At 76.4% G+C, this 24,187-nt stretch carries 17 protein-coding genes; 16 read left to right on the top strand and 1 reads right to left on the bottom strand.

What is annotated here, in order from left to right:
• Nucleotides 1-95: 95 nt before the first annotated feature.
• The 16 genes from KOV94_RS06845 (at nt 96) to KOV94_RS06920 (ending at nt 21,449) form a co-directional block, all read left to right on the top strand.
• A complete protein-coding gene (locus KOV94_RS06845) occupies nt 96-3,497 on the top strand; it encodes a DUF11 domain-containing protein (protein WP_218051586.1) in 3,402 nt (1,133 codons plus the stop codon).
• 4 nt (nt 3,498-3,501) lie between these two features.
• Nucleotides 3,502-4,221, top strand: coding sequence for a Pvc16 family protein (locus tag KOV94_RS06850; protein WP_124341079.1), 720 nt, complete (start codon nt 3,502-3,504; stop codon nt 4,219-4,221).
• Complete coding sequence (locus KOV94_RS06855; RefSeq protein ID WP_308160408.1) at nt 4,218-6,377, top strand: ATP-binding protein; 2,160 nt, start codon at nt 4,218-4,220, stop codon at nt 6,375-6,377. Before KOV94_RS06850 ends, KOV94_RS06855 begins: the two co-directional genes overlap by 4 nt.
• Nucleotides 6,378-6,509: 132 nt before the next feature.
• Nucleotides 6,510-7,247: an eCIS core domain-containing protein gene (locus tag KOV94_RS06860; RefSeq protein WP_124343997.1), complete on the top strand. Its 738-nt coding sequence runs from the start codon at nt 6,510-6,512 to the stop codon at nt 7,245-7,247.
• A gap of 140 nt (nt 7,248-7,387) precedes the next feature.
• Nucleotides 7,388-8,962 carry a phage tail sheath family protein gene (locus tag KOV94_RS06865; RefSeq protein ID WP_124343996.1) on the top strand — a complete coding sequence of 525 codons (1,575 nt, stop codon included), beginning with the start codon at nt 7,388-7,390 and terminating at the stop codon, nt 8,960-8,962.
• A 31-nt stretch (nt 8,963-8,993) separates the two neighbouring features.
• Nucleotides 8,994-9,443, top strand: coding sequence for a phage tail protein (locus tag KOV94_RS06870; protein WP_124343995.1), 450 nt, complete (start codon nt 8,994-8,996; stop codon nt 9,441-9,443).
• Nucleotides 9,443-9,904 carry a hypothetical protein gene (locus KOV94_RS06875; protein WP_124343994.1) on the top strand — a complete coding sequence of 154 codons (462 nt, stop codon included), beginning with the start codon at nt 9,443-9,445 and terminating at the stop codon, nt 9,902-9,904. Before KOV94_RS06870 ends, KOV94_RS06875 begins: the two co-directional genes overlap by 1 nt.
• Nucleotides 9,901-10,059: a DUF6760 family protein gene (locus KOV94_RS06880; RefSeq protein WP_013769342.1), complete on the top strand. Its 159-nt coding sequence runs from the start codon at nt 9,901-9,903 to the stop codon at nt 10,057-10,059. The genes KOV94_RS06875 and KOV94_RS06880 overlap by 4 nt, the downstream gene beginning before the upstream one ends.
• A 1-nt stretch (nt 10,060) precedes the next feature.
• Complete coding sequence (locus KOV94_RS06885; protein WP_218051587.1) at nt 10,061-13,696, top strand: hypothetical protein; 3,636 nt, start codon at nt 10,061-10,063, stop codon at nt 13,694-13,696.
• A 58-nt stretch (nt 13,697-13,754) separates the two neighbouring features.
• Entirely contained in the window at nt 13,755-14,186 is a 432-nt protein-coding gene (locus tag KOV94_RS06890) for a phage tail protein (protein ID WP_124342847.1), read from the top strand.
• A 1-nt stretch (nt 14,187) separates the two neighbouring features.
• Complete coding sequence (locus KOV94_RS06895; RefSeq protein WP_124342848.1) at nt 14,188-15,054, top strand: CIS tube protein; 867 nt, start codon at nt 14,188-14,190, stop codon at nt 15,052-15,054.
• The gene (locus KOV94_RS06900; protein ID WP_218051588.1) at nt 15,041-16,909 is read left to right on the top strand and encodes a VgrG-related protein; all 1,869 of its coding nucleotides are present in this window, start codon (nt 15,041-15,043) and stop codon (nt 16,907-16,909) included. Before KOV94_RS06895 ends, KOV94_RS06900 begins: the two co-directional genes overlap by 14 nt.
• Before the next feature lie 11 nt (nt 16,910-16,920).
• Nucleotides 16,921-17,370, top strand: coding sequence for a GPW/gp25 family protein (locus KOV94_RS06905; RefSeq protein ID WP_124342850.1), 450 nt, complete (start codon nt 16,921-16,923; stop codon nt 17,368-17,370).
• 1 nt (nt 17,371) lies between these two features.
• On the top strand, nt 17,372-19,315 hold the full coding sequence (locus KOV94_RS06910) for a putative baseplate assembly protein (protein WP_218051589.1): 1,944 nt from the start codon (nt 17,372-17,374) through the stop codon (nt 19,313-19,315).
• Complete coding sequence (locus KOV94_RS06915; RefSeq protein ID WP_124342852.1) at nt 19,315-19,872, top strand: phage tail protein; 558 nt, start codon at nt 19,315-19,317, stop codon at nt 19,870-19,872. Before KOV94_RS06910 ends, KOV94_RS06915 begins: the two co-directional genes overlap by 1 nt.
• On the top strand, nt 19,869-21,449 hold the full coding sequence (locus KOV94_RS06920; RefSeq protein ID WP_218051590.1) for a zinc ribbon domain-containing protein: 1,581 nt from the start codon (nt 19,869-19,871) through the stop codon (nt 21,447-21,449). The genes KOV94_RS06915 and KOV94_RS06920 overlap by 4 nt, the downstream gene beginning before the upstream one ends.
• Here KOV94_RS06920 and KOV94_RS06925 read toward each other — a convergent pair.
• A complete protein-coding gene (locus KOV94_RS06925; protein ID WP_225916130.1) occupies nt 21,376-24,129 on the bottom strand; it encodes an AfsR/SARP family transcriptional regulator in 2,754 nt (917 codons plus the stop codon). The two genes, KOV94_RS06920 and KOV94_RS06925, sit on opposite strands and share 74 nt — an antisense overlap.
• Nucleotides 24,130-24,187: the final 58 nt, after the last annotated feature.

Here is a 24,187-nt window from a genome sequence, read left to right on the forward strand (position 1 = left end):
CGGCTGCCCCGACGGCTGACCGGGCGCGGGTGCTCGGGCCGTGCGGCGGGCGGCACCGTGAGGGGTCCGCACCGCGGAGGGCAGGAGGAGGCGTCGTGCGCCGAGCACTCACGGCCGGGCTGGTCGCCGCCGTCGTGCTGCCCTCGGCGGTCCTCGCGGCGTCGGGGGTCGGGCCGCGGCCCGCGGCGCTGCCGACACCGCTCGTCACCGAGCCGCGGCTCGCGTACGCGGACTCCGAGCAGCGCCTGATGTCGGTCCTCGTCAGCGACCCGCCCGAGCCCGAGCCTGAACCTGAGCCCGAGCCCGAGCCCGAGCCCGAGCCCGAGCCCGAGGATCCCGGCGGGATCGCCGCCGGCCCCGGCGGTGCCGGTGGGCTGCTCGGCGCGGCCGCCCCTCCCGTCGCCGGCCGGACCGTGCTGCCTGCCTTCGGCGACCTCGACGTCGAGGACATCGGGTTCGACGACGTCGTCGAGCAGGACCACCGCTACGACGCCGAGGGCTCGGTGCAGCAGCCGGGAGGCCGGCCCGGCGGCCGGTTCGAGACGCAGCCGCCGACGGCGTTCGTCAGCGCGCGGCACCTGCCCGAGGGCGACGTGTACGTGCGCTACGAGGCCACCGAGGACCTCCCGACGCAGGTCGTCCGCATCACGTGCGACGCGGCCGTCGAGTCGCACCCCGTGATCTCGCCCGACGGCACGTGGATCGCGTGGGCCACGACGCGCGACGGGACGTGGTCGATCGTCCGGGCCTCGATCGACGACCTCGCCTTCCCGGACGACCTCGACTGGTGCGAGGAGGTCGGCGACCAGGCCGAGGCGGTGACGACGGGCGGGGCCGACGAGACGTGGCCCGCGTGGACGTCGGACAGCGACCGGATCGTCTACAGCAGCACCGAGTCCGACCCGCTGGGCGACCTGTGGTCGGTGTCGACCGACACCCTCGTGCCGGTCCAGCTCACCCGCGGACCGGCCGCCGAGACGCAGCCGACGGTCTCGCCGTGGGGCGACACCGCCGCGACCGTCGCGTTCACCACCTCGCAGTTCCGCACCGACGGCTCCCTCGGGCTGGTCGGCATCGGCAGGGACGGGCAGCCCGCGAGCCTGTTCGAGGGCAACGACGGCGCGGTCGTCGACCTCTACCCGCCCGGCGCCGGCACCGAGGAGTACCCGGGCCGCGTCCAGGCGTCCGAGCCCACGTTCGGCCAGGTCGACGACGTCGCGTGGCTGGCCTGGACGAGCCGGGAGGTGGACCCCGCGGGCGACGTGTGGGTCGGGTTCCTCGACGACAGCGAGGCCGGCATCACCGTCGAGTTCCAGGAGCCCGTGATCGCGACGCTGGGGCGCAGCGAGTCGCACCCGTCCTGGGGGTCCGTGTTCGAGAGCGGCGAGGGCGAGACGCCCGCGGCGTACCTGACCTTCACCGACGCACCGCGGCTCATCGACATCCACGACGTGCGCGCCGACGGCAGCGGGGACCTGCGGATCCTGGCGAACCGCACCGAGCAGCCGCCGCCCGACGAGCCGAGCGCGCCGCCGCCCGAGCCGCTGCACGAGCTGTCGCCCGCGTACCACCCGGCCGGGGACGAGCTCGCGTACGCCTCGGAGAACGCGGCGCCCCTGCCCTTCGGGTGGTCCCTCTCGCAGGTGCTCCGGAGCACGCCGGCCGACCAGAACGCGGGGACCGTCCTCGACTACCCGGCCGGTCCGTTCGACGCCGAGCCGGCGTGGTCGCCCGACGGCACGCGCGTGGCGTTCGCCCGCTCGCCCGACCCGACGGGCAACGCGCCGACCCTGCTCTACGTCGCCGACCTCTCCACGAGCCCCGCGACGGTCACGCAGGTCACCGAGGGGGCCGAGGGGCTGCTCTTCGAGGACCACGACCCGACGTGGACGCCCGACGGGTCACGCCTGTTCTTCAGCCGCTGGTTCCTCGACGACCGTGGCGAGGACGTGCCGCCCCCCGAGCGGTACGCCGTCACGGCCACGACCATCTGGTCGGTCGACGCGGCAGGCACGGCGCCCGCGCAGCCGTTCGTCGTGGGGGACCCCTGCTTCCCCGCCGCCTCGTGCCCGCAGGTGGTCGCGGGGCGTTCCCCCGCCCTGTCGCCCGACGGAACGCGCCTCGCGGTCGTCGACCTGGGCACCCGCAACCTCGGCCTGGGAGGACTGCCGCTCACCGGCGCCGTCGCGCTCGGCGGGATCGGGATCCTCACCCTCGACACGACCGGGACCGGATCCCCCGTGCAGAGCGCCGTCGCCCTCACGGGCATCCGCAACGACGGCAGCGCGACGCCCTCCCGCCCGGTCGTCGACGGCACCGACAACCCGGCGTGGTCGCCCGACGGCACCGAGATCGCGTTCTCCGCGCACCGCGCGGGACAGCCGAAGCAACGCGGCATCTGGGCGGTGTCGGCCGCCGAAGGATCGGGCCTGCGGGTCGTCACCGACACCCAGGGGAACCAGGACGAGCCCGCGTACCGGCCGTACGCCGACCTCGCGGTGACGCTCGCGGCGGCGCCGGCGCCCGACGGCTCGACGACGCTGACCGTGACCGTGAGCAACGCCGGTCCCGGCCTGGTGCGCGCGGCGCAGGTCGACGTCGAGCTGCCGCCCGGGCTGACGACGACCGGTCTGCCGGGCTGCACCGTCGCCGGTCAGCAGCTGACGTGCCCCGTCACGACGCCCCTGCCGCCGGGCGGGACACCCGTCGCGCTCGCCGTCCCGGTCCGGGGCGCCGCGACCACGGCGGGGCCGATCACCGCGGTCGTCACGAGCACGAGCCCCGAGCGGGACGTCACCGACAACACCGCGACGCTCACGCCGGCCGCACCCGGCGTGTCCGTGACGGTGGTGGTCACGCCCACGCTGTGGGTCGGCGGGCTGCCGGGCACCGCGACGTTCACGGTGACGAACCTCGGGTCCCAGCCGGCCGAGGACGTCACGCTCACGACGACGTTCCCCGGGCTCGTGACGACGACGGGCGGCGACCCGTGCACGTCCGGTCCCGGCGTCTGCGCGCTCGGGACGGTCGCGCCGGGCACACCACGCGTCGTCGAGGCGACCCTGCGCGCCGCGGCCGTGACCGGTCCCCCGCAGAGCGGGCTCGTCACGGGTGTCGTCGGCACGTCGTCGCCCGACCCCGTCGCCGCCGACGACACCGCGAGCGCACCTGTCGAGGTGCGGGCGCCCGAGCTGCTCGTCGTGCCGACCGTCCTGCGGCCCGGCGGCGTCGCGTTCGTCAACGGCCGCTGGTTCCCGCCCGGCGAGCCCGTCCGGCTCTCGTGGTCCACCGGGATCATGAGCGCACCGGGCCCGTACGTCCCGCTGGCCGACGGGTCCTTCCAGGCGTCTGTGCCCGTCGTCGCCGACACGATCCTCGGCCCGCGCCGCATGGTCGGGACCGGCACGTCACCCGGTCCGCTGTTCGGGGAGGTCGACACCGACCTGCTGGTGAACCCGAGCTCGGTCGCCGCCCCCGACTTCCTGTTCCGGAGGTGACGTCGTGATCGGCTCGGTCGACGAGGCGCTGCGCGCGCTGGTCCGTGAGGCGGTGGACAGCACGTCCGTCGAGGTCGTGCTCGACGCCCCGACGAAGGACTGGGCCGCGCGCCGCAACGCACCCACGGTCGACATGTACCTGTACGACCTGCGCGAGGACCTGCGGCGACGGTCGCGCGGGTTCCTCGAGAACCGGGTCGAGGGCGCGGTGCAGACCCGGTTCCAGCCGCCGCGGCACTTCCGGCTGTCCTACCTGGTCACCGCATGGACGCAGCGCCCGGAGGACGAGCACCGGCTGCTCGACGCGGTGCTCGTGCACCTGCTGCGGTTCGACGCCCTCCCCGCGCGCGTGCTCGAGGAGCGGCTCGTCGCCGCGGGTGCGCGCGTCCCGCTGTTCGTCGGCCTGCCGCCGCCCGAGGACCGCGGGTTCGCGGACGTCTGGTCCGCGCTCGGCGGTGAGCTCAAGCCGTCGATCGACGTCGTCGTCGACGTGCCCGTCCTCACGCCCGTGCCCGGCGACGTCCTCGGACCTCCCGTGCAGCAGCCGCTCACGGTCGACCTGCGGGACACCGACGGTGGGGGCACCGACACGGGCGTGCACCGGCACGTGCCACCCCCGCCGTCCGCGCCCGACGGCTCTCCGGGGTCGGCGTCCGGGTCGTCGTCGAGCGGCGACGGGCGCGGCGGTGCCCGGCCCGTCGCGCGCGCCCGGAGGCGGCGGTGAGCGCGGAGCCCGCCGGACGGGACCGGGCCGGTGCCGCGTTCGGGTTCGACACGGGTGCCGCGCCCGCGGTCGCGGCCGGTGCCGGACCCCGAGCCGCGCGGGCAGGCGACGCGAGCACCGCGCACGTCCTGGCCCGGCTCGCGGCCGTCGAGGAGCGCGTGCGGGCGCTCGTCGCCCGGCGGCGCGTCGGCGACCCGCAGCCCGACGACCCGTTCCGCGGGCTGTACCTCAACGACGAGACCGTCGACCGGCTGCTCGCCGGGCACGGCACCGAGGTCCTGTCCGCCGAGGTCGACGACCGGACGCGCGCGGCCGAGCAGGCCGCCGACGCCGCCGAGGCCGCGGGCCACGTGCTGCGGCTGCGCACGCTGACCCGCGCGTTCGCGCTCGACGACCTCGACGTGGAGCTGCTGCTGGTGGCACTCGCGTGCGAGGTCGACGTGCGGTTCGAGCAGCTCTTCGGCTACCTCAACGACGACGTGACGCGACGACGGCCGTCCGCCGCGGTCGCGCTCGCGCTGTGCGGCGTGCCCCTCGCGTCGGCGTCCGGGCGGCACCGGCTGCAGCACGGCCCTCTCGTGCGCGGCGGGCTGCTCGAGGTCGAAGACCCCGACCGGCCGCTGCCGGGCCGCCCGTTGCGCGTGCCCGACCGGGTCGTCGGGCACCTGCTCGGCGACGACGCGCCCGACCCCGCGCTCGCGTCGGTGCTGGTCGACGACGAGGACGTGCCGTGGGGCGACCCGGGCCGGCTCGTCGCCGCGCTGTCCGCCGGGGCGCCGCTCGTCTACCTGCGGGAGCCGCCCACCGGGTCCGGGCGCGTGCTCGCCGTCCGGGCGCTGCAGGCCGCGGGACGCGGTGCGCTCGTCGTCGACGGTGCCGCGGTCGCGGCCGTGCCCGACCCGGAGACCATCGCCCGGACCGCGGCGCGCGAGGCGCTGCTCACGGGCGCGGGTCTCGTCGTGATCGGCACGGAGCCGCTCACGGACCAGCCGCGCGCGTCGCGGGCGCTGCTCGCCGCGTCGCCCGTGCTCGTCGTCGGGCGCACGACCTGGGACCCGACGTGGAGCGAGTGGCCGCCGCTGCTGCTCGACGTGCCGCCGTCGACCGTCGCCGAGCGCACGACGCTCTGGCAGCAGTCGCTCGGCCGGTCGACCGACGGGGCGTCCGACGGCGACCCGATCGACACCGCGCGCACGACCGCGCCCTACCTGCTGCGTCCCGAGCAGGTCACGCGCGCGGCGCGCGCCGCGCGGCAGCAGGCCACGCTCGACGGCGGGCTCACCGCCGAGCACGTGCGCGTCGGCGCACGTGCCGAGAACGGGACCGCGCTCGAACGGCTCGCCCGGCGCATCGAGCCCGCGGTCGGCTGGGACGACCTCGTGCTGCCGCCCGACGTGCTCGGCTCGCTGCAGGAGGTCGCGACGCGCGCACGGTTCCGCGAGCAGGTGCTCGGCGACTGGCGCATGCGTCCCGGCGGCGGGCGCGGGCACGGCGTCGCGGCGCTGTTCGCGGGCGACTCCGGCACGGGCAAGACGATGTCCGCCGAGGTCGTCGCGCACGAGCTCGGGCTCGACCTGTACGTCGTCGACCTCGCGACCGTCGTCGACAAGTACATCGGCGAGACCGAGAAGAACCTCGAGCGGATCTTCGCCGGAGCCGCCGGGGTCAACGCGGTGCTGCTGTTCGACGAGGCCGACGCCGTGTTCGGGCGGCGCAGCGAGGTCAAGGACGCGCACGACCGGTACGCCAACATCGAGTCCGCGTACCTGCTCCAGCGCATGGAGACGTTCGACGGGCTCGCGATCCTCGCGACCAACCTGCGCGCGAACATCGACGACGCGTTCATCCGCCGGCTCGACGTCGTCGTCGACTTCCCCGTGCCCGACGCCGGGCAGCGCGTCGCCCTGTGGGACCGCAGCCTCGGGGTCCTGGTGCCGCGCGACCCCGACGTCGACCTGACGTTCTGCGCGGACGCCTTCGAGCTCGCCGGCGGGGCCATCCGGTCCGCCGCCGTGACCGCTGCGTACCTCGCCGCGCAGGACGGCGGGACCGTCGCGATGCGTCACGTCGTCGCGGCCGTGTACCGCGAGTACCGCAAGCTCGGGCGTCTCACCCTGCCCAGCGAGTTCGGCCACTACTGGAGCCTGCTCGCCTGACCTCCGGGCCGCCCTGCCCGATCGGGCCGAGCGGAGTGCCCGACGGGGTGGACCGGGCGCTCCTGCCGGGCGGCGGCGTGCGGTGGCAGCGTCGAGCGGGTCGAGGAGGACCTGCGTCGAGAGGGGCCGACGATGCACAGCCACGACCACCTGGAGGGCACCGAGACGCTGCGGCCCAAGGCCGCCCGCGCCGACGAGCGCGACACCGCCCCGGTCGTCGCGCGCGCGCTCGCGGAGGGACGCCCGGACCGGCTCGACGCGAGCGGGCTCACGTACCTGCAGCGGACCGCGGGGAACGCGTCGACGGCGGGCCTGGTCGAGGAGGAGCGCTCGCCCGTGCTCGACGTCGTCGGGTCCGGCGGCGGCCGCCCGCTCGACGCGGACACGCGCGCGGACATGGAGGGCCGGCTCGGTGCCGACTTCGGGGACGTCCGGGTCCACACCGACGGGGCGGCGTCCGACTCGGCGCGCTCGGTGGGGGCGCACGCGTACACCGTCGGCTCGGACATCGTGTTCCAGCGCGACGCGTACGACCCGACGTCCACGGCGGGCCGCACGACGCTCGCGCACGAGCTGACGCACGTCGTCCAGCAGCGCAGCGGACCCGTCGACGGCACCCCGACGGGGAGCGGCATCAGCGTCTCCGACCCGGGCGACCGGTACGAGACGGCCGCCGCCGCGAACGCCGAGCGCGTCATGGCCGACCCCGCGCCGGCCGCCGCGACCGCCTCCCCCGACGCCGCCCGCGCCGCCGACGCCACCGTCGTGGCGCAACGCCAGGACGAGGAGGAGCCGGCGGAGGAGGAGCAGGTCCAGGGCTCGTTCGTCCAGCGCGAGGAGGCCGCCGAGGAGGAGATGGAGGAGGGCTGAGCCCGCACGGACGTCCGGCTCGCGCCGACGCCCGATCGGGCAACCACACCGGCCCTCAGGGGCGTCCGGGCGGACCACCGCCCTCCCGACCGCCCGCAGCACGCTGACCAGTACGACTCCCTGTGCCCGAAGGAGGGGACATGCCGACCTACCTGTCACCCGGCGTCTACGTCGAGGAGGTGGAGGCGGGCACCCGGCCCATCGAGGGGGTCGGGACGTCCGTCGCCGCGTTCGTCGGCCTGGCGGCGAAGGGACCGTTCAACACGCCGACGCTCGTCTCGAACTGGACGCAGTACGCCGAGACGTTCGGCGACTTCCTGCCGAACTCGTACCTCGCGCACTCCGTGTACGGGTACTTCCTCAACGGCGGCTCGAACGCCTACGTGGTCCGGATCGGCGCCGACGGTGCCGCCGCCGACGACCCCGAGGCGCAGCCGCGCACCCGCACCTCGCCGAAGGCGCTGCCCGCGGTCCCGCAGGCCGTGCTGGGCGCGTACAAGGTGTCGGCGTCGGACAAGGCGCCGAAGACGAAGAAGCTCAGCGTCGAGGTGGCCGAGCCGGGCGGCGACAACCCGCCGGACGACCACTTCAAGCTGGTCATCCACGTCGACGGCAAGGCGACCGAGACGTACGACCACGTCACCACCAAGCGCGGCGACGACAACGTCGCGACCAAGGTGAACGCGCAGTCGAAGCTCGTCACGATCGAGGAGCTCGCCAGCGGCAGCGCGCTGGCGAAGCCGGACAAGGGCATCGCGGACCTCGTCGAGCCCGAGCCGGAGCCCGAGCCGCCCGCCACGGGCGACCTCGGCGCCGACGACTACATCGGCGACGCGGCCGACCGCACCGGGTTCTCGGGCCTGGAGGCGATCGACGAGATCACGATCGTCGCCGTCCCGGACCTCGTCGCCGCGCTCGAGCAGGGCGCGATCGACCTGGAGACGTTCCAGGCCGTGCAGCTCGCCGTCATCGCGCACTGCGAGCTCATGGGCGACCGCATGGCGATCCTCGACCCGCCGCCCGGGCTCGGCCCGCAGGCGATCAAGGACTGGCGCGTCGACACCGCGGGCTACGACTCCAAGTACGCGACGCTGTACTGGCCGTACATCAAGGTGTTCGACCCCGCGTCCGGCTCGAACAAGTTCGTGCCGCCGTCGGGCCACATGGCCGGCATCTGGGCGCGCAACGACGACACGCGCGGCGTGCACAAGGCGCCCGCGAACGAGGTCGTCCGCGGGGCGATCACGCTGCAGACGCAGATCACGCGCGCCGAGCACAACCTGCTCAACCCGGTGGGGATCAACGCGATCCGCACGTTCCCCGGCCGCGGGGTGCGCGTCTGGGGCGCCCGGACCCTGTCGTCCGACCCGGCCTGGCGCTACGTCAACGTGCGGCGGCTCTTCAACTACCTCGAGGAGTCGATCCTCATCGGCACCCAGTGGGTGGTGTTCGAGCCGAACGACGACGCGCTGTGGGCCCGCATCCGCCGGACCATCTCCGCGTTCCTCGTCAACGAGTGGCGCAAGGGCGCCCTGTTCGGGCTCAGCCCCGAGGAGGCGTTCTTCGTCCAGTGCGACCGGGAGACGAACCCCGCCGAGGGGATCGACGCGGGCCAGGTCGTCTGCCGCATCGGGGTCGCGCCGGTCAAGCCCGCCGAGTTCGTGATCTTCCAGCTCTCGCAGTTCTCCGGCGGCACGAGCCTCGTCGGCGAGTGACCGGTCCCGACGACCACAGGAACGGTGAAACATGGCACTCCCCGACACCTTCGACCTCGCCACCGCGTACTCGTTCTCGGTGAAGATCGACGGCATCCAGATCCCGCACGTCATGGAGGTCAGCGGGCTCAAGGCCGAGGTCGACAAGGTCACCTACCAGCAGCAGGCGTCCGACGGGAAGTTCGTCACGCGCCAGATGATGGGCCGCCAGAAGGCCGGCGAGTTCAAGGTCAAGCGCGGCCTCACCGACTCGACGACCGTCACGGACTGGCTCAAGGCGGTCTTCGAGGGCAAGCTCGCCGACGCCCGCAAGACGGCCGAGGTCGCGATCTACACGTCCGACAACCAGCTGCTCAAGCGGATGAACTTCCGCAACGTGTGGGTCAAGGACGTCGAGCTCGGCGGCACCCTCAAGGCCGGGTCCACCGAGCCGCTGTCCGAGACGTTCACGGTCTGCTGGGACGAGATGGAGTTCGCCTGATGCGACGCTCCCTGCCCGTCCAGCTGGACGCGCCCGAGGTCGACGAGGTGCCCGCCGGCACACCGTCGGCCTCGGCCGTCCGGCGGGACGCGCTGCGCACCGAGTTCGACTTCCAGCTCCCGCGCGGGTACCTGGACGGCGACGGCGTGCTGCACCGGCACGGCACCATGCGGCTCGCGACGGCCCGCGACGAGCTGCTGCCCCTGTACGACGCGCGCGTGCAGGAGAACCCGGCCTACACGACGGTCGTGCTGCTGAGCCGCGTCATCACGTCGCTCGGCACACTCGGCGCGGTCACGCAGAGCGTCGTCGAGAACATGTTCGCGTCCGACGTCGCGTTCCTGCAGGACCTGTACCGCCGCATCAACGCCGAGGGGCACACGCGCGCCGCCGTGACGTGCCCGTCGTGCCGGCACCGCTTCGACGTCGACATCTCCGGTGGGCGCCTGGGGGAATCGTGACGTACGCGCCGGCCCGCATCCGGGAGGAGGTCGCGTACGTCGCCTACCACTTCCACTGGTCCCACGACGAGATCCTCGACCTCGAGCACCCGCAGCGGCTCGCCTACGTCCAGGAGATCGCGGCGATCAACCGCCGCATGAGCGAGGAGCGCTGACGTGCGCTGGCCGTGGCAGCGGGACGCTGGAGTCCCGCCCGTCGCCGACCCCGGGACGCGCGCGTCGCACCCGGGTGCCGGTGTCGTGGCGGGCGCGGCACCTGGCGCCGGACCGTCGGCGGCAGCGTCGGCGGGCGCGTCGGCGGCTCCGACCGCGGCCGCCACGGCCGCGGACGCGCCCGGTGCGCGGGAGTCGACCTCCGGGTGGGCGTTCCTCCCGCCGCTGCAGCGGACCGTCCGGCCCGTCGAGCTGACCAGCCGCCCCGTCGCGTTCCTCGCCGACCTGCCCACGCGCGCGGCGCTGCCGTTCACCGGGTCGATGACGCACGTCGTCGACCACCGCGCCCCGTCGGGCGTCGTCGACGGCGACGGCGACCGCTCCGCCCCGCCCGTCCAGCGGTCCGCCGACGTGGACCTCACGCTCCTGCCCCCCGCACCGCGTGCCGCCGCCCCCGTGCAGCGCCGCACCGGCGGCCTCGTGGGCCTCGACTCGGCGCCGGCGGGAACGCCACGACTGCGGGCCGTGCCCGTGGACCCGCCGGCGCCGGACGTCCCGACCGTCACTCCGGCGGGCCCGCCCGCGGACACCCCCCGGGGCGGGGACGGCTGGACCGCCGACGGGTGGACCGCGCCCGGTGGGACCGACGCTCCCGCCTCCGAGGGGTCCTGGCGCGACGGCGACGCGACGACGGTGCCGATCGGGCCACCGCCACCGCCGCCGACCGTCGCCCCCGCAGCGCCCGCGGCACCCGCAGTGCCCGCGCGGGCCGACGGTGGCGCCGCCGTGCAGCGCCGCGTGGGCCTCGGGGCACCGATCAGCCGATCACCGCTCGCGAGCGCGCCGCCGGACCTGCCGCTCGTGCCGCGCGACGCGAGCACGTCCGCGCATGCGGCGGGCTCCCCCACCGCACCGGCGGACCGGCGGACCGCCGGCTCGGCACCCGTCGCCGGGGAGCACCTGGCCGCACAGCCGGCGTCGGGCGGTGACGGTGACGCTCGGCCGTCCGCTGGTGCGACGTCGGCGGCGTCGGCCGTGCAGCGGTCGACCGACGCCCCCGGCGGCGGCCGCGCCGAGCCCGGGTCCACGTCCGCCGAGGTCGTGCAGCGGTCGACCAGCCTCTCGGGCGGTGTCCCGGCCGTGCACGTCGACGCGCCCGCGCCGACCGGCGCGCCCCCGCTGGACCTCGTCCGACCGTCGTCGGACGGGCCGTCGGCGGCGAGCGTGGGCGCCGACGGGCCCGTCGGGCGGGCAGGTCGTGACGTCGACGGGTCGACGACCGTCGCGGGTGCAGGACCGAGCACCGCCGACGCGTCGGGCGACCGCGGCTCGAGCGACGACGGCACGTCCGCCGCACACCGCGCAGCCGGCTCCGGTGGCGCCTCCCGCGCGAGCGGCGGCTCCCCGTCGACCGCCGGGCCGAGCGACGCGAGCTCGCCGCCGCCCCTCGGGACCAGCGCCGCAGCCCACAGGACGGTCGGTGACGCGCCGAGCGTCCAGCGCGCCGTCGGGGACCCGCGGACGCCCGGCGGACCGGGGGCGCTCACGGCACCAGACTCGGCGTCCGCGTCGAGCCGGGCCGACACCCCCGGCGGGTCGTCGGCCCCCGCCGTCCGTCCCGCCGCACCGCGGCCGGCACCCTCGTCGGCGGACGCGCTCGCCGTGGTGCAGCGGCGCACCGACGCGGGTGCGTCGACCGGGGACGGCGCGGCACGCGCGACAGGTGACGCTGCCGTGCCGTCGACGCTGCTGCCCGCCACCGACGCCGCCGTGAGCCAGGGCGCAGCGGACGCGCCCGGCGGGCGGACCGCGCACGGCGCTGCCGGCGGCGGCGAGACCGGGTCGGCACCCGACGGTCCGGGCCCGAGCGCGGGCGGGTCCGGCGCACGTCGGACGGACGCGACGGGCACCACGGACGCGACGAGCACCTCGGGCACCGGGGCCGCGGTGGCGGACGCACCACTGCCCGCGGGCGCACCCGCGTCGTCGAGCCTGCTCGCCGCGGCCGCCCTCGACGCGTCCGTGCCGGGGTCCGTCCCCACGCTCGGCGACGCGGCCCCCCTGACGACCGGCCCGGCGGCCGACGGGGCCGGGCCGACGACCGGGTCGGGCGCGGGACCGGGGGGCGGCGGTGCCGGACCTGCCGCGGACCTCCCGCTCGCCGCCCCTGCCACCCCCGTGCCCCCGGCCGCCCCGGCTGCTCCCGCTGCGGACCTCACGCTCGCGACGCCCCCGGCGCGCGTCCAGCGGTCGACCGGGTCGCCCACCGGCGCCGGGGCGACGTACGGCCCCGACCGGCGCGTCCCCTCCGGCGGTGCGCAGCCCCTGCGCGGCACGACGACGTCCCACGAGCCGGGCGGGACGACGACCACCCCCGCGAGCGGCACGTCGCACGGCACCCCGACGACCGAGGGCCCGACGTCGGCGCCGACAGCGAGCGCCACGGTCGTCCAGCGCGCGGTCCCCGGCGACCACCCGACCGCACCGGCAGCACCGGCCGCACCGACCGCACCTGCCGGCAGCGCCGACACGGCCGACACCGACGGCCCGGCGTGGACCGAGCCGTCGCCCACGGCACCCCCGGGCGGCGGTGCGGCCGTGCCGCTCGGCGCCCCCCGCGCCGCGGCCGCGCCGGACCTCCCGCTCGTCGCACGCCCGACCGCCGCGCCGGACGCGACGGCCTCGGCGGGACCGGGCGCGACGACCGGCGCGGGTCCCGCGCAGGCGCTGAGCGTCGGACCCCTGCTCGCGGGCCGCCCGGCGCCGGTGCAGCTCGCCGACCGCCCCCCGACCCTGCTGGCCGGTCAGGTCGCGACGCGTCGCGCGGTGCCGGTCCAGCGCACCGTCCCCGGTGCCCCCGCTCCCGCGAGCCCGCGGACGGGTGGCGCGACGCTGACCACGCCCGTCCTCGACCGCACCCGCGGGGGTGGCGCGTCGGCGGTCGGGGCCGTCGCGTCCCGCCGCGCGGACGGGTCGACGGACCCGGTGCCGAGCCACGGCGCCGACCTGGCCGTGGCCCTGACGGGCACGTCGCCCGCACGCTCCACGACGCACCCGGACGCTGCCGACGACTCCCGGCCCACGGACGTGCCCGCCGTGCTCCCCGTGCCGTCCGCCACCGCCTCGCCCGTCGACGGAGCCCTCGTGACCCTCCAGCGCACGTCCGCGCCGGGCACGTCCGCGACCACCGACCGGCCCCTGACGCCCCTCTCCCCAGGCGGTGCCGGGGCGCCGGTCGGCCCGACGGTGTCCCGGCCGACGACGCCGGTCCGCGCCGACGCCTCGTCGGCCGACACCACCGCGACCGGGACGACGGAGGTGCCGGGCCCCCTGCCGCTGGTCCAACGCCGCGTCGAGCCCACGTCGACGCCGCCCACGCTCCCGCCGGAGCCCCCCGCGGCACCGCCCACGGTCCAGCGCAGCGACGACGCCGCTCCCCCGCCACCGGTCGCGACGCCGGTCGCCGCCGCCGACGCCGCGGGCGCGGCACCGGAGGGGTCGGGCGCGTCACCGTTCGCGACGGCGACGCCGGCGGACCTCGACGAGCTGGCCCGGCGGCTCATGACGCCGCTCATGCGCCGCGTGCGCGGGCAGCTGCTCGTGGACCGCGAGCGCCGCGGCACGCGGATCGACCGATGACGAGCAGCACGAGCAGCACGAGCAGCACGAGCGCCACGACGAGCGGGAGGAGGGACCGATGCTGGAGGACACCGCGACAGCCGTCGGGCTGCAGTACGTCGTGACGGTCGACGGGCACAAGCTCGGCACGTTCGCGTCGTGCGAGGGCCTCGGGCTGGAGGTCGTCGTGGAGAGCCGCGAGGAGGGCGGCTTCAACACGGGCGTCTGGCAGCTGCCGACGCGCGTGAAGTACCCGAACGTCAAGCTCACGCGCCCGCTGGGCAAGGAGACGGCGGACGTCATGGCGTGGCTGTCGACGGTCAGCCAGGGGCTGGTCGCGACGACGGCGAGCATCGAGGCGCGCACGACGGACGGCACGACGGTCGTGCGGTGGACGTTGCAGGGCGTCGTGCCGATCCGCTGGACGGGCCCGTCGCTGACGCCGGACACGACGAAGGTCGTGACGGAGACGCTCGAGCTCGCGCACCACGGCTTCGGCAAGGGGGCGTGACGTGGGATCCGCGACGGGGTTCAACGCGAGCGCGGCGTCGGCGGCACCGGCGGGCGCGTCGACGCTGACGCACGCGAAGCTCGACCTGCACGAGCCGTCGAAGGACGGCGCCCTGGACAAGCCGGGGCCGCTCATCGGGTCGGTGGACTTCCAGTTCAACCCGAAGGAGCTGACGCTCCAGAAGTCGGCGAAGTGGACACGCCCGACGACGAAGGGCAGCAAGCGGTCGAGCCCGCCGCAGTACCAGGGGCCGCAGCCGTCGAAGCTGACGCTCGAGATGTTCCTCGACGAGTCGGTGTTCTTCGACCCGGCGAAGAAGCAGGACGGGTCGGTCGTCAAGACGGTGGAGCAGCTGTTCAAGTGCTGCGTGCCGACCGACGCGTCGCACGGCCAGAAGAAGGACTCCCCGCCGTGGGTCAAGTTCTCGTGGGGCGGCCTGACGGGGTTCCTCGCGTACATCGAGCAGGTGCAGGTGAAGTACACGCTGTTCACGCCTGCGGGGCTGCCGGTGCGGGCGGTGTGCACGGTGACGCTGCAGGAGCTCGCGGGCGAGCCCCCGGGCACGAACCCGACGTCGGGCGGCCGGGTGCCGCACCGCGAGCACGTGGTCGTGCAGGGCGACACGCTGCCGGGCGTCGCGTACCAGGAGTACGGCGACGCGTCGTTGTGGCGGGCGGTCGCGGACGTCAACGGCGTCGACGACCCGGCGCGGCTGCGTCCCGGGCGGCGGCTGCTGCTGCCGACGGCCGACGAGCTGCTGCGTCAGGCGCCCCCGACGGCCCCGCGCACGCCGCTGACGACACCGCGCGCGGGCTCGCCCGCGGTGACCCCCGCACCGCGCAGGGAGGTGGCCGGTGCCGTTCGGTGAGGAGCACAGCGCGACGCTGCTGATCACGGTCGACGGGACGCCCCTGCCGGCCGACGTCGCGCCGCTGCTCGTGTCCGGGTACGTCGACAGCGCGCGCAGCGTGCCGGACCTGTTCGTGCTGCGGTTCTCCGACGAGCACGGGACCGTCCTGAAGAAGGGCGGGTTCGCGATCGGCGCGCAGGTCCAGCTCCAGGTGCAGTCGAGCGGCCCGGGTGGCCCGAAGCCGCTGCTCAAGGGCGAGGTCACGGCGGTCGAGGCGGAGCTCGACCCGGAGGGGCTGCACACGGTGGTGCGCGGCTACGACGTGTCGCACCGCCTGTTCCGGGGTCGCCGGATGGAGGCGTACCGGAAGATGAAGCCGGGCGAGATCGTCCGCAAGGTCGCGCAGCGCGCGGGGCTCGCGGTGGGCACGGTCTCGTCGCAGGGGTCCGTGATCGAGCACGCGGTGCAGGACGACGTCGACGACTGGACGTTCGTGTCGACGCTGGCCGACGAGCTCGGCTGGGTGCTGCGCGTCGTCGACGGCAAGCTCCAGGCCGGGCCTCCCGCGCAGGCGACCGCGGCGCCCGCGACGAGCGGCGAGGCCCGCAAGGACCCGCTCGTGCTGGAGAAGGGCGTCAACCTGCAGTGGCTGCGCGCGACCGTGACCGCCGCCGGGCAGGTGCCCGACGTCGAGGTCCGCAGCTGGGACGTGAAGCAGAAGAAGGCGCTGGTCGGCACGGCCACCGCGACGACGGTGAGCGCGCAGCTCGCCGACGCCGACCCGGTGAAGCTCGCGAAGAAGTTCGGCGGCCCGACGCTCGTCGAGTCCGCGTCGTCGCTCGACACGCAGGCCGCGGTGAACGCGCGCGCGAAGGCGCTCGCGGACCGGATCGCGGGCGGGTTCGCGGAGCTCGAGGGCGCGGCGCACGGCAACCCGGCGCTGCTCGCGGGCGGGTCGGTCGCGGTGCGCGGGATCGGCTCGCCGTTCGACGGGCAGTACGTGCTGACCGCGGTGCGGCACGACTTCGACGCCGAGGGCGGGTACGTCACGTCGTTCACGGTCGCGGGCGCGTCCGAGCGGTCGCTGCTCGGCACCGTGCTCGGGTCGACGGGCGGCGGGCTGGGCGTCGCGGGCGGTCCGACGGGTCGCACGCCGACGCTCGGCGTCATGCAGGCGATCGTCACCGACGCCAAGGACCCCGAGGCGCTCAACCGTGTCCGCATCACGCTCCCCGTGCACTCCGACACGTACGAGTCGGGGTGGGCGCGCGTCGTGCAGCCGGGAGCGGGCGCGTCGCGCGGCACGGGCATGCTGCCCGAGGTCGGCGACGAGGTGCTCGTCGCGTTCGCCGAGGGCGACCTGGGCCAGCCGTACGTCCTGGGCGGGCTCTACAACGGCAAGGACAAGCCCGACGCGGACCAGGTCGGCAGCTCCGACGGCAAGATCCAGAAGCGCGTCTTCGTGTCCCGGACCGGCATGCGCGTCGAGCACCTGGAGAAGCCCGGTGCGGAGGAGCTGACGATCTCGACGAACGCCGGTGCGCAGAAGATCCGGCTCGTCCAGAAGCCCGACGCGGCGATCGAGATCATCTCGGAGGGCCCGGTCACCGTCACCGCGAAGAAGGAGGCGACGGTCACCGCGCAGAAGGACGTCTCGGTGACGAGCCAGACCGGCGCGGTCAAGGTCAAGGGCGTCGACGTGACGATCGAGGGCTCGAAGTCGGTCGCCGTGAAGGGTCCGCAGGTCACCGTCGAGGGCACCGCGAGCGCCGAGGTCAAGGGCGCCGCCGTCAAGGTCGCCGCCCAGGGCACGGCCGAGCTGTCCGCGACCGGCATCACCACCGTCCGCGGCTCGCTCGTGAAGATCAACTGAGGGGGCGCGACGTGGGCCAGGAGTTCATCGGCGCCGGGTGGGCGTTCCCCGTGCGCACCGACGCGACGGGCCGCATCGCGCTGTCCCGCGAGGGCCGCGAGATCGAGGAGAGCATCCGTCTGATCCTCGCGACGGCCCCCGGCGAGCGTCCGATGCGACCCGAGTTCGGCTGCGCGGCGCACGACCACGTGTTCGCCCCGGCGGACGCGTCGACCGCGGGCGCGATCGCCGACGCCGTCCGCGTCGCGCTCGACCGGTGGGAGCCGCGCATCGACCTGCAGGACGTCCTGGTGCGCTACGACGAGGTCGACCGCGGCCTGCTGTACATCGACGTGCAGTACGCGCTGCGCGGCACGAACGACCCCCGCAACCTCGTCTTCCCCTTCTACACGATCCCCGACGAGCGCCCCGGCACCCCCGCGGGCACGGGCGCCGCCGGGCCGACGGGCGGAGGTGCCTGACGTGCTGCCCACCCCGAACCTCGACGACCGGCGGTTCCAGGACCTCGTCGACGACGCGAAGCGCATGGTGCAGCGACGCTGCCCGGAGTGGACCGACCACAACGTGTCCGACCCGGGCGTGACGCTCATCGAGACGGTCGCGTTCATGGCGGACGAGCTGTTCTACCGGCTCAACCGCGTGCCCGACCGGCTGTACGTCGCGTTCCTCGACCTGCTGGGCGTCACGCTGCACCCGGCCGGCGCGGCGACCGTCGACGTGACGATGTGGCTGTCCGCGCCGCAGCCGGAGACGGTCGTCGTGCCCGAGGGCACCGAGTCCGCGACGCAGCGCGGCGAGGGCGAGGAGCCCGTCGTGTTCGCGACGACCGCGGAGCTGCGCATCCCGCCGCGCGAGCTGCGGCACGTGCTCACGCAGCGCCCGGGCGGCGAGCCCGTCCCGCACGACGAGCAGCTCTCCTTCCGCGAGCAGTTCCCCGTCTTCGCGGACGTCCCGCAGCTCGACGACGTGCTGCTGCTCGGGCTCGACGACGCGGCCCCGTCGTGCGTCGTCGTCCTGCGCTTCGACTCGGACGTGCAGGGCGTCGGCGTCGACCCGCGCCACCCGCCGATCGTCTGGGAGGCGTGGGACGGCCGGTCGTGGGTGTCGTGCGACGTCGACAGCGACGGCACGGGCGGCCTCAACCGGCCGGGCGACGTGGTGCTGCACGTCCCGCCGACGCACACCGCGCACGTGCTCGCCGACCGCCGCGCGGGCTGGCTGCGCTGCCGCGTCGTCCCGCCGGACACCGACTACACGGGCTACTCGGCGTCGCCGACGGTGCGTGAGGCGAGCGCGTTCACGATCGGCGGGACCGTCGCGGCGATCCACGCGGCGACGGTCCTGGACGAGGTCGTCGGGCTGTCCGAAGGGACGTACGCGCAGGTCTTCCCGCTCGAGCACGGGCCTGTCGTCGCGGGTCCGCCGCTCACGCTGGAGGTCGCCGCCGGGCCCGGCTGGGACACCTGGACCGAGGTCGACTCGTTCGCGGGGCACGAGCCGGACGACCAGGTGTTCCGCGTCGACCGCGCCGCGGGCGAGCTGCACCTCGCGCCGGCCGTCCGCGAGCCCGACGGGACGCTGCGCGCGTACGGCGCGGTCCCGCCCAAGGGCGCGCCGATGCGCCTGCCCCGCTACCGCACCGGCGGCGGGCCCGACGGGAACGTCGCCCCCGGGACCATCCAGGTGCTGCGCGGCGCGGTCCCGTTCGTCGACCGCGTCTCCAACCGGCGGGCCGCGGTCGGCGGCGTCGCGGCGGAGAACGTCGACGAGGCGAAGGAGCGCGGACCGCTCGCGCTGCGCGTCCGCGACCGGGCCGTCACGACCGAGGACTACGAGGAGATCGCACGGGCCGCGACGACCGGCGTCGCACGCGTCCGCGCGGTGGCCGCGGGCGACGGCGCCGACGCCGGGGCTGTGCGCGTGCTCGTCGTGCCGACCGCCGTCCCCGACGCCGCGGGGATGCTGCGGTTCGAGGACCTCGTGCCGCCCGCCGACACGCTCGCCGCGATCGCCGACCACCTCGACGACCGCCGGCCCGTCGGCGCGCGCGTGCTCGTCGAGCCGCCGTTCTACCAGGGCGTCACCGTCGTCGCGCGCCTGTCCCCCCGCCCCCGCGCCGACGTCGCGCTGCTCGCGACCGAGGCCGAGCGCGCGCTCTACCGGTACTTCGACCCGCTCACGGGCGGGCCGGACGGCGACGGCTGGCCCTTCGGCCGGCCCGTCCAGGCAGGCGAGGTCTACGCGGTCCTCCAGCGGCTGTCCGGCACCGAGCTCGTCGAGGACGTCAAGCTGTTCGCCGCCGACCCCATCACCGGCCGCCGCGGCGAGGCCGTCCAGCGCATCGACCTCGACAAGCACGCGCTCGTCTTCTCCTTCCGGCACCAGGTGCGGGTGGCGAAGCGCTGATGCCCGACGTGCGCAGCAGGCGCGGCATGGTCGACGGGCTCACGACGCCCGTCCCGATCGGCACGCGCCTGCCCGCCGTCCTCCAGGAGGACGACTTCCTGCTGCGGTTCGTCGCCGCGATCGACGACACGTTCGCGCCCGTCCACCTCACGCTCGACGCGCTCGCCGCGTACGTCGACCCGCACCTCGCGCCCGCCGACTTCCTCGAGTGGCTGTGCGCGTGGGTCGGCATCGAGCCCGACCAGACGTGGAGCGTCGAGCGCCGGCGCGAGGTCGTCGCGCACGCGTCCGCCGTGCACCGGTGGCGCGGCACGACGCGCGGCGTCGCCGAGGCCGTGCGGCTCGTCGTCGACGGCGACGTCGAGGTCACCGACACCGGCGCCGCCGGCTGGTCCGCGACCCCCGGCGGCCCGGTCCCCGGGGAGGCCGTGCCCGGCCTGCTCGTCCGCGTCCGCGCGAGCGGTCCCGTCGACCGGCGGCGCGTCGAGCGCGTCGTCGCCGCCGTGACCGCCGCGCACGTGCCCTTCACGCTCGACCTGGAGGAGGAGACCTCATGATCGTGTGCCCGTCGTGCGGCAGCCGGAACGAGGACGACGAGCAGTTCTGCGGCGAGTGCGGCAACTACCTCGACTGGGACGAGGTCCAGGTCGTCGAGGAGCCCGCCGCCGTCGCCGCGGCACCGGCCACGCCCGCACCCGTCGTGTCCCCCGCACCTGTCGCCGAGGCCGCACCTGTCGCCGAGCCCGCACCCGCCGCCGGTACGGCGACACGTGAGGTCCCGTCGCCGCGCACCGCCGCCCGCCACCAGGCGACCGACGCACCCGCACCGTCGGGGAGCGGCGACGACTCCCGACGGGTCGCAGACGACGGCGTCCCGGGGGCGGAGGTCGCGGACGCGGCCACCGACCCCGCCGACCCCGCGGCCGCCCAGCGGGACGCCGAGGCACGCGCCGCGGCCGAGCAGGCCGCCGCGGACCAGGCGGCCGCCGAGCGTGCGACCGCCGAACGCCGGGCCGCGGAGCGCGAGGCCGCGGACCGTGCGGCCGCCGAGAAGGCCGCGGCGGAGAAGGCCGCGCGCGACGAGGAGGCCGCGCGTCAGGCTGCCGCCGACGCCGCCGCCGCGCAGCAGGCCGCCGAGGCACGGGCCGCCGCGGAGAAGGCCGCGGCCGAGAAGGCGGCGGCCGAGCGAGCGGCCGAGGAGAAGGCGGCCGAGGAGAGGGCGGCGCAGGAGCGGGCCGCGCGCACCGCCGCCGCGGCGGCGCTCGTCGCCCCGCCTCCCCCGGCGCGTCCCGCGGCCCCCGCCGCGCCGCAGCAGCCCACCGCCGTGAAGCCGGGGGCACCGCAGGCACCGCGCAAGCCGCGCCCCGCGCCGAAGGCCGACGAGGCCCCGCCCGCACCGGGCGACCTCGTCTGCGGGCACTGCGGCGCGGGCAACGCCCCCACGCGCAAGTTCTGCCGCCGCTGCGGCACGAGCCTCGCCGACGCACCGGTCGCGCAGCGCCGGTCGTGGTGGAGCCGGCTGTGGCGCCCCGAGCCCAAGGCCGCGCGCACCGCCGGTTACCGGCCGCCGCGCCGGCGCCGCTTCCCGACGCGGCCCGTCGTCGCGATCGTCGTCATCGGGGCGATCGTCGCCGCGGTGCTCGCGTTCCGGCCCGAGATCGAGCGGGCCAGGATCTCGGTGCTCGACCGCATCCAGGGCAACACCGCCGTCAACCCGACGCAGATCGCCGCGTCGAGCGAGCTCCCCGACCGGCCCGCCAAGCAGATCCGCGACGGCGCGACCAACCTCGCGTGGTCCCCCGCGGCGCCCGGCGACGGCGTCGGGCAGTTCGTCGACATGGCGTTCGCGCAGCCGTTCCGGCTCACGCGCGTGCTCGTCATCCCCGGTGCGTCGGACGTCGAGAAGGACTACCTCGAGGGGTCGAGCCCGCGCGTGCTCACGCTCACCGCCACCACGTCGGCGGGCACGCAGCAGACCGTCGACCTGCCGCTCGCCGACCGCGTCGGCCTGCAGAGCGTCGCGACCGCGATCGACGACGTCGTGGCGATCCGCCTGACCATCAGCTCCACGTACCGCGCGACGCCCGAGACCCACGTGGCGATCGCGGAGGTGGAGCTCCGCGGCCGCTCGTGACGGCCGGACCGGCGGTGACCGGCGACGAGGCGGGCGCGACCACGGGCCCCACAGGCGTGAGCCGCGGTGCGGGACGGCCGCGCAGCGGTGCCGCGCCCGTCGCACGGTCCGCGACGGCGGCCACCGCAGGCGACGGCTCGTCACCGACGGCGACCCCCAGGGTGTCGAGCATGGCCCGGTAGCCCTGCGACGCCCGGTGCGCGGCGGCGGCGTCCCCGGCCGCGGTGAACGCCGTCACGAGCACGCGCCACGCGTGGTCCCGGCACTCGTCGAGCCGGATGGCCCGGGTCGCCGCGGCGACGGCACGGTCGAAGCGGCCGCGCTCCATCTCGAGCTCGGCGAGCTCGACGGCGGCGTCGGCGGCCGTGAGCCGCAACCGCTCACGCTCGGCGACCACCCAGTCCGCGGGCCCGTCCTCGGGCAGCAGGTCGCCGGCGTGCAGGTCGACGGCCCGTGCGAGCTCGGCGCGCGCGCCCGCGTCGTCGCCCGCGGCCCGCAGCCGTCGGGCCTCCCGCACCGCACGGTCGAGCTCGGCGACGTCGCTCGTCGACCCGGGGCGCAGCACGAGCGTGTAGGTCTCGCCGTCGCGCACGACCAGCCGGCTGCTGCGCGTCGGGACGCCCGGCTCGAGCGCGCGCCGTACCGCCGACAGGCTCACGTGCAGGTTGTGCAGCGCCGCGCGCGGGTCGAGGTCGCCCCACAGCGCCTCGGCCAGCTGCTCGCGGTGCACCGGCCGGCCCGCGTGCAGCGCGAGCACCCGCAGCGCGGCGCGGGCCCGCGGACGGACGCCCGACAGGTCCGCGTCGACCCCGTCGACGCGCAGGCGGAACTCCCCCAGGCAGCGGACGTCGACCAGCGGCACGCCGCCCCACACGGGGTCGTCGACCGCGTGGGGCCGCCGCACCGGGGAGCCGGGCGTCGCCGCGTCGAGCACCGCCCACGGCCGCACGTCCACGCCGTGCTCCTCGGCGGTCGCGGTCGCGAGCCCTCGCAGCTCGGCGCCGCCGTCGGGGTCGGTCGCCGCGAGCGCGGCGTACGCGTACGCCAGCGCGCCCGGTGCGCCCGCCCGGCGCGCGACCGCCTCCGCGGTCCGGGCGTCCTCGCGCGCCTCGGGCAGCTGCTGCGCGGCGGACGCGAGCGCACGGCACGCCGTCGTCCAGGCCGCCGGGACCGCCGCGTCGAGGTCGCGCCAGCACCGGTCCAGGTCGTCCCAGACGTCGGGCTCGGCCGACCCCGCGGTCAGCGCGGCGAGCGCCGCCCACGTCCGCACGAGCGCGGCACCCCACGGATCCCCGGACCGTTCCGACCGGGCGGCGATCGCCGCCGCCTCCGCCCTCGCCGTGCGCGTGCCGTCCGCGCCGACCACCAGGCCGTGCGCGAGCCGGGCGAGCCACGGCAGGTCGTGCGCGCGCGCCGCGGTGTGCACGCGGTCGAGCGTCGTGAGCGTCCGCCCGGGGGCTCCGGGCGTGAGGACCGCGTCGGCGAGCGCGGCCCCCAGGGCGAGGGCCGGCGGCGCGTCGGGGTCCGCGGCCGCCCGGCGCAGCGCGTCCCGGCCGGCCCGGTGCGCACCCGCGAGCACGAGGCACAGCCCCTCCGCGAGCGCCCGGTCCACACCGGTGAGCAGCGCGGCGCCCCGCACGGCCGTCGAGGGGTCCCGCCGGGTCGCCGCCCGGACGACGGACGCCCACGAGCCCGCGGCCGTGGACGTCCAGTCGGTGTCGTGCGCGTGCACCGGTGGGCGCGCCGGTGGTGCGTCGCTGCGTGCGACGAGCACGGCCCGTTCCCGCCACGCGAGCGTCGCGGCGGGGCCGAGGTGCGCGGCGTGCGCGGTCCGCAGGTGGCGGTGCAGGACGCGCGGCAGGCGGTAGCGGACGCCGTCGTCGGTCCGCGCGAGCGACCACCGCCGGTCGAGGGTGCGCAGCACGTCCGCGGCGGCGTCGGCCGCCGGGTCCGGGTCCCCGACCAGGTCGGTGACACGCCGGGCGGTGAGGTCGTCGAAGGCCGACCCCCAGTGCAGGACGTCGAGCTGCGCGCGGTCGAGGGGCGCGAGCACCTCGTCGACCAGGTAGTCCCGCGCGTACCCGGTGTCGGTGTCGAGGCTGCGCACCGCGCGTCGCCGGTCCGCGGGCAGCAGCCCCGACGTCGACCGGTGGAACAGGTGCACGGCGGCCGCCCAGCCCTCGGTCTCGTCGGTCAGCAGCTCGACGTCGTCGGGCGCCAGCGGGTGCCCGTACACGTCGCGGAACAGCCGGTCGACCTCCCAGACACGCAGCCGCAGGTCGTCGGCGTCGACCACGGTCGGCGGCGGGAACTCCGACCGCGCGAGGCTGAACGTGGGCCGTCGCACCGTGCCGAGCAGGACGTGCACGTCGGGGGTCGACGGCAGCAGCAGCCGCTCCAGGTCGTCCTCCACGCGCCCGACCAGCAGCTCGTGCGCGTCGTCGAGGACCAGCAGCGTCGGTGCGCGTCGCGCCAGCACCGACCGCCCGACCTCGTCGGGCGCCAGCAGCTCGGTGCGCGTCCCCGACCGCACGGCGATGCCCGCGGGCGTGCAGCGCCCCCACACCACGGGCAGCCGGCTCGTGCGCGCCCACTGCCGCATGACGGTCGTCTTCCCGGACCCGCGCGGGCCCACCACCAGACCGCACCGCGTCGTCAGGACGTCGTCCAGCCGGTGCATCAGTGCACGCCGGACCACGCCTCGCCCGGCGGTCGGGACGCTCGCGCCCACCACCGGG

It is taken from the genome of Cellulomonas algicola, from assembly GCF_019024305.1.
Taxonomy (GTDB): domain Bacteria; phylum Actinomycetota; class Actinomycetes; order Actinomycetales; family Cellulomonadaceae; genus Cellulomonas; species Cellulomonas algicola.